The sequence below is a fragment of the Gordonia sp. (in: high G+C Gram-positive bacteria) genome (assembly GCF_047606305.1).
Classification (GTDB): Bacteria; Actinomycetota; Actinomycetes; order Mycobacteriales; family Mycobacteriaceae; genus Gordonia.
In genome coordinates this window covers 1-8,395 of sequence record NZ_JASGER010000080.1, presented here as the reverse complement: position 1 = coordinate 8,395, position 8,395 = coordinate 1, and the positions used below count along the sequence as shown (strand labels likewise).

At 70.3% G+C, this 8,395-nt stretch carries 10 protein-coding genes; all 10 read right to left on the bottom strand.

From position 1 onward, the window contains the following. On the bottom strand, positions 1 to 1,203 hold a 1,203-nt coding region (gene secF / locus QM634_RS12215; protein WP_415043050.1), incomplete at its 3' end, for a protein translocase subunit SecF. Then, positions 1,200 to 2,858, bottom strand: a complete 1,659-nt coding sequence (gene secD, locus QM634_RS12210) for a protein translocase subunit SecD (protein ID WP_415043049.1) — start codon at positions 2,856 to 2,858, stop codon at positions 1,200 to 1,202. The genes secD and secF, both read right to left, overlap by 4 nt. A gap of 21 nt (positions 2,859 to 2,879) precedes the next feature. Beyond that, positions 2,880 to 3,245, bottom strand: a complete 366-nt coding sequence (gene yajC / locus QM634_RS12205) for a preprotein translocase subunit YajC (RefSeq protein ID WP_415043048.1) — start codon at positions 3,243 to 3,245, stop codon at positions 2,880 to 2,882. A 22-nt stretch (positions 3,246 to 3,267) separates the two neighbouring features. Next, positions 3,268 to 4,362 (bottom strand): Holliday junction branch migration DNA helicase RuvB, encoded by a 1,095-nt coding sequence (ruvB, locus tag QM634_RS12200; protein WP_415043047.1) that lies wholly within the window; start codon positions 4,360 to 4,362, stop codon positions 3,268 to 3,270. Positions 4,363 to 4,368: 6 nt separating this feature from the next. Continuing rightward, positions 4,369 to 4,956: a Holliday junction branch migration protein RuvA gene (ruvA, locus tag QM634_RS12195; protein WP_415043046.1), complete on the bottom strand. Its 588-nt coding sequence runs from the start codon at positions 4,954 to 4,956 to the stop codon at positions 4,369 to 4,371. Further along, entirely contained in the window at positions 4,953 to 5,531 is a 579-nt protein-coding gene (ruvC, locus tag QM634_RS12190) for a crossover junction endodeoxyribonuclease RuvC (RefSeq protein WP_415043045.1), read from the bottom strand. Before ruvC ends, ruvA begins: the two co-directional genes overlap by 4 nt. A gap of 112 nt (positions 5,532 to 5,643) precedes the next feature. Beyond that, positions 5,644 to 6,399, bottom strand: coding sequence for a YebC/PmpR family DNA-binding transcriptional regulator (locus tag QM634_RS12185; RefSeq protein WP_415043044.1), 756 nt, complete (start codon positions 6,397 to 6,399; stop codon positions 5,644 to 5,646). Continuing rightward, complete coding sequence (gene pdxT, locus QM634_RS12180) at positions 6,396 to 7,037, bottom strand: pyridoxal 5'-phosphate synthase glutaminase subunit PdxT (RefSeq protein ID WP_415043043.1); 642 nt, start codon at positions 7,035 to 7,037, stop codon at positions 6,396 to 6,398. The genes QM634_RS12185 and pdxT overlap by 4 nt, the downstream gene beginning before the upstream one ends. Further along, on the bottom strand, positions 7,034 to 7,897 hold the full coding sequence (locus QM634_RS12175; RefSeq protein ID WP_415043042.1) for an acyl-CoA thioesterase: 864 nt from the start codon (positions 7,895 to 7,897) through the stop codon (positions 7,034 to 7,036). The genes pdxT and QM634_RS12175 overlap by 4 nt, the downstream gene beginning before the upstream one ends. Positions 7,898 to 7,964: 67 nt before the next feature. After that, a complete protein-coding gene (locus tag QM634_RS12170) occupies positions 7,965 to 8,387 on the bottom strand; it encodes a LuxR C-terminal-related transcriptional regulator (protein ID WP_415043051.1) in 423 nt (140 codons plus the stop codon). Positions 8,388 to 8,395: the final 8 nt, after the last annotated feature.

Genomic DNA, 8,395 nt, shown 5'->3' with positions numbered 1-8,395 from the left:
CGCGGGCCGGGCGGCGTGCCGGCCGGTGGACACCGGCTCGCCGGCGGCGATACCGGCGCGGCGGGCGAGCACCTTGCGGGTGTGCGCGGCGATCGCCGGATCGCGCTCCTTGAGGGTCACCAGCAGCGGCGTCGCGAGGAACACCGACGAGAAGGTGCCGACCACGATGCCGACCAGCTGGATGAGCGCGAGGTCCTGCAGCGTGCCGACGCCGAGCATCCACACCGCGACCACCATGAGCGCGATGATCGGCAGTGCCGAGATCACCGTCGTGTTGATCGACCGCATCATCGTCTGGTTCACGGCGAGGTTGGCCTGCTCGGCATAGGTGCGGCGCGACGTCTTGAGCACCGAGCGCGTGTTCTCCTCGACCTTGTCGAACACCACGACGGTGTCGTAGATCGAGAAGCCGAGGATCGTCAGAAGCCCGATGACCGTCGCCGGCGTGACCTCGAATCCGACGAGCGAGTAGACGCCCGCGGTGACCGCCACGTCGAAGAACAGCGTCGCCAGCGAGGCGATCGCCATCTCCTTGTCGAAGCGGATCGCGATGTACACGGTGACGATCGCCAAGAACACCAGCAGCGCGATGAGCATCTTGCGGGTGATCTCCGCGCCCCACGTCGAGCTCACGTCCGACGAGGAGACGTCCGAGCGCGTCAGTTGGGGCGAGAACGCCGCGGTCACCGCGTCGATCACGCGGTTGGCCTGCGATTCGTCGAGGTGGTCGGTGCGCACCTGGATGGTCTTGGCCGCACCCGAACCGGCGGTCTGCACCATCTCGGGTGCGGCGCCGAGCGTGTCGGTGAAGACCTTCTCGACCTTCTGCACCGTGACGGTGTCGCTGGTCGCCGGGATGGACACCTGGGTGCCGCCCTGGAAGTCGATGCCGAAGGTGAAGCCGCGGATGATCATCGACAGCAGGCAGATCGCGAGGATCGCCGCGGTGACGAGGTACCACTGCTTGCGGTGCCCGACGACCTCGAAGGCGCCGGTGCCGGTGTACAGCCGCGACAGGAACGACCGGTTGGTGTCGGCGTGGAAGTCGGCATCCGCGACGAGGGTGTCGGCCGTCTCGACGGCGGCCGACCGATCCCGGTTGACGGTGAAGCCCGCGGGCAACGGGTCGTCGCCGTCACCGGTGGCGCGCTTGCCCAGGCCGTCGACGCTGTCGCTGCCGAAGCCGCCTCTGCTGAAGCTCATCGTCGTCCTCCTCGGGCCGCGGGACCGGGTTCGTTCTCGGGTGCCAGTCCGACCGCCCGACGGGCCGCCTCCCGGCGCTCGCGGGCCACGTCACTGACCGCGCCGAGGCCGTTGACCGGCGGCTTGGACAGGAAGGACGACCGCGTCGCCAGGGCCACCAGCGGGTGGGTCACCAGGAATACGACCATCACGTCGAGGATCGTGGTGAGACCCAGCGTGAAGGCGAAGCCGCGGACCGAGCCGACGGCGAGCACGTAGATGACCACGGCGGCGATCAGGCTGACCGCGTTGCCGGTCCAGACCGTGCGGCGGGCGCTGGCCCAACCGCGCGGCACCGCCGACCGGAACGACCGCCCCTCGCGCATCTCGTCCTTGATGCGCTCGAAGTACACGACGAAGGAGTCCGCGGTCATGCCGATGCCGATGATGAAGCCGGCGATGCCGGCCAGATCGAGGGTGAACCCGATCCACCGGCCGAGCAGCACGATGAGGCCGTAGGACATCAGTCCCGCCAGCACCAGCGCGCCGAAGGTCAGCACGCCCAGCATGCGGTAGTAGGCCAGCGCGTACACGAGGACGGCGAGGAAGCCGACCAGGCCGGCGATCAGACCGGCGCGCAGCGCCGAGAGCCCGAGGGTCGAGGACACCGTCTCGGCGTCGGATGCCTCGAAGGACAGCGGCAACGAGCCGTACTTGAGCACATTCGCCAGGTCCCGCGCCTCGGTCTCGGAGAAGCCGTTCTGGCCACCGCTGATCTCGGTGGAACCGGTGATCGCCGACTGGATCTGCGGGGCCGACACGACGCGCGAGTCGAGCGTCATCGCGGTCGCGGTGCCGACGTTCGCGCCGGTGTAGCGCGGCCAGGTCTTGCCGCCCTCACCCTTGAAGTCGACGTTCACGGTCCACTGGTTCGTCTGCGACGACAGGTTGGCGCCGGCCTTGGCGATGTCGCGGCCGTCGATGATCTGCGGTTCCAGCAGGTAGACGGTCTTGCCGTCGGTGCTGCAGGCGACGAGGTACTGGTTGGGGTCGTCGTTGCCCAGGAGCGGGTCGTCGGCCTTCGGGTCGCAGTTCACCTTCGCCATCTGCGCCTGCAGGGCGGACAGCTGCTGCGGGCTGGCGTCCTTGGGGGCCTGACGCAGCTTCCGCTGCTGGTCGACGGCGGCGCGGCGCTGCTCGGGCGTGACGGTCGCGTCTGTCTGCGGCGCCTGCTGGGCGGTCTTCTGCGGGACCGCCGGGCGCATCCCGGCGTCGCCCTTCACGACCGGGCGGATGTAGAGGCGCGCCGTCTGGCCGAGATTGCGGGCCTGACGGCCGTCGTCACCGGGAACCGTGATCACCAGGTTGTCACCGGAGACGACGACCTCCGAGCCGGCGACGCCGAGGCCGTCGACGCGCTGCTGGATGATCTGCTTGGCCTTCTCGAGCTGATCCTTGGCCGGGCGAGTGCCGTCGGGCGTGCGCGCGGTCAGGGTGACCCGGGTGCCGCCCTGCAGGTCGATGCCGAGTTTGGGCTCGGCCTTGTGGTCGCCGGTGAAGAACACCAGACCGAAGACGAGGGCGAGAAGGGCGAAAAAGGCGAGGAGCGGCTGCCACGGCGGGGTCTCCCCCGCCGGACGCGAACGCTTCGCCGCTGATCGACGCGGACTGGTCACGTTGGTTCGGTTCTCCTGCTGTTACTTCTCGTCGGCCGGATCGTCGGTCTTGCCGGCGCCGGGCTCGAGTGCGGTGTCGGGCTCGGCGTCCTCGTCGGCCAGCACGGCACCCACGTAGGTGTCGGCGGCCTCGTCGGACGGCACGACGCCGCGCACCGCGAGCTTGTTGTACCGGGCCACGACGCCCGGTGCGATCTCGACGTCGACGAAGTCGCGATTCGCGTCGATGACGGTGCCGAAGAGACCGGACATCAGCTGGACGCGGGTGCCCGTGGTGAGGGACTCCTGCATCTCCTGCATCTCGGCCATCTGCCGCTTCTGCTTGCGGGTGCCCATGAACAACATGACGCCCATCAGCACGAGCATCGCCGGGATCAAGAATTCCATGTCGACCAGTCTGCCAGACGAGTCAGTCGAGGTCGTCGAACAGGTTCGGTTCGCCACCGCGGCCGCGGACGCCGAACGCCGCGTTGAGCGCACCGGCGGGCGGTACCAGGCCCAGATGGTGCCAGGCGGCGGCCGTCGCGACCCGTCCGCGGGGCGTGCGGGCGATGAGCCCGGCGCGCACCAGGAAGGGCTCGCAGACCTCCTCCACGGTGGTCGGCTCCTCGCCGACCGCGACGGCGAGTGTCGACACACCGACCGGTCCGCCGCCAAAGCCTTCGACAAGCGCGGACAACACCGCGCGGTCGAGCCGGTCCAGGCCCTTGTCGTCGACGTCGTAGACGGCGAGCGCGGCCCGCGCGACGGGCAGCGTCACCGACCCGTCACCACGGACTTCGGCATAGTCACGAACCCGGCGCAGCAGCCGGTTGGCGATCCGCGGCGTCCCCCGCGACCGGCCGGCCACCTCGACCGCCGCATCGTCGGCCAGGTCCACCCCGAGGATCCCGGCGGAACGGGCCAGCACCTGCACCAGCTCGTCGGTCTCGTAAAACTCCATGTGGGCGGTGAACCCGAAGCGGTCGCGCAGCGGACCGGTCAGCGCACCGGAGCGCGTCGTCGCGCCGACCAGCGTGAACGGGGCGACGTCCAGCGGAATCGAGGTGGCGCCGGGGCCCTTGCCGACGACCACGTCGACCCGGAAGTCCTCCATGGCCAGGTAGAGCATCTCCTCGGCCGGACGGGCGATCCGGTGGATCTCGTCGATGAAGAGCACGTCTCCCTCCACCAGGTTCGACAGCATCGCGGCCAGGTCGCCGGCGCGTTCGAGCGCCGGCCCGGACGTCACGCGGATCGCCGAACCCAGCTCGCCGGCGATGATCATGGCCAGCGACGTCTTGCCGAGCCCGGGCGGACCGGACAGCAGGATGTGATCGGGGGTGCCGCCGCGACCGGTGGCCCCGCGCAGCACCAGCTCGAGCTGTTCGCGGACCTTCGCCTGGCCGATGAAGTCGGCGAGCGTTCGGGGACGCAGATTGGCGTCGAGTTCGCCGTCGGCGGCCAACCGCCCGGCGCTCAGGGTGCGCTGCTCGTCGTCGAAGTCGTCGTTCGGGGCGTCCACGGCGGCCTACTTCTTCCCCAGCAGTGCCAGGCTGGCGCGCAGCACGGCGGCTGAATCGGCGTCGGGACGCTCGGCCAGGACGGCGGCGACCGCCTTCTCCGCGGCCGTCTCCGCGAAACCGAGGCCGACGAGGGCCTCGGTGACCTCGCCGCCGACGGTGGTCGTGCCGGGGACCGGTGTGGCCGTCCCCTCGACGACGCCGACCTTGTCGCGCAGTTCGACGACGAGCCGCTCGGCGACGCGTTTGCCGATACCGGGCACGCCGGTCAGCGCCTTCGTGTTCGACGAGGCGATGGCGGCGGCGAGCTCGGCGGGGTCGTGGACCGCGAGCGCGGCCAGGGCCAGCCGGGGACCGACGCCGGTCACCGTCTGCAGCAGGACGAACAGGTCTCGTGCAGCACTGTCGGTGAACCCGTAGAGGGTCATCGAATCCTCGCGCACGATCATCGTCGTCAACAGCGTGGTTTCCGCGCCACGTTGCAGCGCACTCATCGTCGAGGGGGTGGCGAGCACCCGATAACCGACTCCCGCACAGTCGACGACGACGTGGTCGAGGGCGATGTCGATCACGGGTCCGCGCACCGAGGCGATCATCGGCGGCCCGCCTTGACCGCGGCTGCGGCTTCCTTCAGGCGCGCCCGGTGGGCGCGTGCGAGGTCCTCGGCCTTGGCCTGCGCGGCGACGATGCGGTCGTCCATCGGCCCCCGCCAGCACTGGCAGATGGCCAACGCGAGCGCATCGGCGGCATCGGCCGGCTTGGGTGGCGTCTGCAGGCCCAGGATGCGCGTGACCATGGTGGTCACCTGCGCCTTGTCGGCCCGACCCGAGCCGGTTACCGCGGCCTTCACCTCACTCGGGGTGTGGAAACGCACCGGGATGTCGCGCTGGGCGGCGGCCAGGGCCACCACGCCGGCGGCCTGCGCGGTGCCCATGGCGGTGCTCACCTGCTGCTGCGCGAAGACGCGCTCGATGGCCACGACCTTCGGCCGGTGCGTGTCCAGCCAGTGGGCGGCGGCGGTGTGGACGGCCAGCAGCCGGTCGGCGAGGTCCATCGTCGCCGGGGTGCGCACGACGTCGACGTCCAAGGCCGTCACGGCGCGGCCGGCACCGGACTCCACGAGGGCGATACCGCACCTCGTCAACCCGGGGTCGACACCCATCACACGCATCGCACGCCCTCCCGTTCCTCGACCGTCGCGAACAACTGTTCGACAGTCTAGGAGGCGCGGCGGACTCCGTGTCGGATCGACACACCGGGTCCGCGGCATTCCCGCGTCCGGCTCAGTCCTCGTCGAGCTGGGCGAGCACCTCGTCGGGGATGTCGACGTTGCTGTACACGTTCTGCACGTCGTCGGAGTCCTCGAGCGCGTCGATCAGCTTGAAGACCTTGCGCGCGCCGTCGGCGTCGACGGGCACCTCGACGGAGGCGCGGAAATCGGCCTCGGCCGACTCGTAGTCGATCCCCGCCTCCTGCAGCGCGGTGCGCACGGCGACCAGGTCGGTGGGTTCGCTGACGACCTCGTAGGTCTCCCCCAGGTCGTTGACCTCTTCGGCACCGGCGTCCAGGACGGCCATCAGGATGTCGTCCTCGCTCTGATCGCCCTTCTCCAGGGTGACCACACCCTTGCGGGTGAACAGGTACGCGACCGAACCCGGGTCGGCCATGTTGCCGCCATTGCGGGTCATCGCGGTGCGGACCTCGCCGGCGGCGCGGTTGCGGTTGTCGGTGAGGCACTCGATGAGCAGCGCGACGCCGTTCGGGCCGTAACCCTCATAGGTGATGTTCTGCCAGTCGGCACCGCCGGCCTCTTCACCGGCGCCGCGCTTGCGCGCCCGCTCGATGTTGTCGTTGGGCACCGACGACTTCTTGGCCTTCTGGATCGCGTCGTAGAGCGTCGGGTTGCCGCCCGGGTCACCGCCCCCGGTGCGCGCCGCGACCTCGATGTTCTTGATCAGCTTGGCGAACATCTTGCCGCGCTTGGCGTCGATGACGGCCTTCTTGTGCTTGGTAGTCGCCCATTTGGAGTGTCCACTCATGGCGAGGAGTTTACTTCGCGCACCAAATCGACGAAGTACCCGTGTACCCGCAGGTCGCCGGTGACCTCCGGATGGAAGGACGTCGCGACGACGCGCCCCTGGCGCACGGCGACGATCCGGCCGTCCGCGGCACCCCCGGGCGTGGCGCCGTCGGGAACCCGGGCGAGGACCTCCACCCGCGGACCGGCCTCCTCCACCCACGGCGCACGGATGAACACGCCGCGGACGGGCGGCTCCCCCGGGCGGTCGGTGATACCGACGAAGTCCAGGTCCGCCTCGAAGGACTCCACCTGGCGGCCGAAGGCGTTGCGGCGGACCGTGACGTCCAGGGCGTCGAGGTGGCGGGCATCGGCACGGGTGTCGAGGATCTGCGAAGCGAGCATGATCATCCCGGCGCAGGACCCGTACGCGGGCAGACCGTCGGCCAGGGCCCCGCGCAGCGGCTCGTACAGCTCGAAGACGTCCAGGAGTTTGGACATCGTCGTCGACTCGCCGCCGGGCAGCACGATGCCGTCGAGGCCGTCCAGCTCCGCCGCGCGCCGCACCGGGCGCGTCTGCGCACCCACCTGCCGCAGCGCCGCGACGTGCTCGCGCACGTCCCCCTGGACCGCCAGCACCCCGATGGTCGGATCCGTCACGACGGCTTCTCGTCGCGCAGCGGGATCCCCTGCACGTTGGGGTCCTTGATGATCCGCGCCAGCCCCTCCTGGACCACGGCGGCGACCATCCGGCCCTGCTGGTCGAAGATGCGCCCCTGGGTCAGCGCGCGCCCGTGGCCCGCCGACGGGGAGGTCTGGTCGTAGAGCAGCCATTCGTCGGCGCGGAACGGGCGCAGGAACCACATGGCGTGGTCCAACGACGCCGACTGCACCCGTTCGTCGCGGTGCACCGAGGACGCCGACGCCAGCAGCGTCATGTCACTCATGTAGGCCAGCACGCACACGTGCGAAACGTGGTTGTCGGGCAACCGGTGCCGGTAGCGGAACCACACGCGCTGCTGGGCGGCCAGATAGTCGGACAGCTGCATCTGCTCGCGGGGCACGATGCGGATGTCGAAGTTCTCCCACTCCGAGAACAGTCTGCGGTCCTCCTCGGAAGCGGTGTCCCGACGATCCTTGATCTCGTCGGGACCCACCACCGGCGGCATCGGGTCCTGGTGCTCGATGCCCTCGTCGCTCCCGACGTGGAAGGAGGCGGACATCGAGAAGATCGCCTCGCCGTTCTGCACGCCGGTGACGCGCCGGGTCACGAAGGAGCGGCCGTCGCGGATACGGTCGACCAGGAACACCGTCGGGATGTCGGGATCGCCGGGCCGCAGGAAGTAGCCGTGCAGCGAGTGGACGCCGAATTCCTCGGGAACCGTTCGGGTCGCCGAGACCAGTGCCTGCCCGGCCACCTGACCGCCGAAGGTCCGGCGCAGGACGCTCGGGTAGGACGGGCCGCGGTAGATGTCCTTCTCGATCTGCTCGACGCGCAGGATTTCGTCAATGGTCGCCACCGACCCATTATCGCTGATCGGCACACACACGTCGGCCCCGGCCGAGGGGCCGGGGCCGCGGGCGACCTCAGAGCTCGTCGAGGGCGATCAACTCGTCTTGGACGGCGCGGGCCACCAGACCCGCCTTCGTCGGTGCCGGGCGCCCCAGGTCGGCGTACTTGGCCCGGATCCGCGTCAGGTGCGTGTTGACGGTGCCGAGCGAGATGCCCAGGTCTCCGGCGACGGCGGGCTTGGAGTCCAGCAGCAGCCAGGTGCGCAGCACCTCGACCTCCCGCGCGGTGAGCGCCGGCCGGGGCAGGTCGGTGTCGATGGCCACCTCGTGGCGACCCGCCTCATCGGGCGCGGGCTCGGGTGCCGGACGCTCGAAGACCACGACGCCGCCGGGCAGGCGCCCGATCGGCCGTGCGGCGAACTCGTAGTCGGTGCGCGGCGCGGGGACTGCATCGGCCTGGCCGGGCAGGGCCATCCGGCGCGCCGACAGCCGGGCCAGCGCCTCCT

Bases quoted from the DNA above. Each gene is read 5' to 3' on its own strand.
- ruvC (WP_415043045.1), bottom strand. From the start codon at position 5,531: ATGCGTGTGATGGGTGTCGACCCCGGGTTGACGAGGTGCGGTATCGCC.
- ruvA (WP_415043046.1), bottom strand. From the start codon at position 4,956: ATGATCGCCTCGGTGCGCGGACCCGTGATCGACATCGCCCTCGACCAC.
- yajC (WP_415043048.1), bottom strand. From the start codon at position 3,245: ATGGAATTCTTGATCCCGGCGATGCTCGTGCTGATGGGCGTCATGTTG.
- QM634_RS12185 (WP_415043044.1), bottom strand. From the start codon at position 6,399: ATGAGTGGACACTCCAAATGGGCGACTACCAAGCACAAGAAGGCCGTC.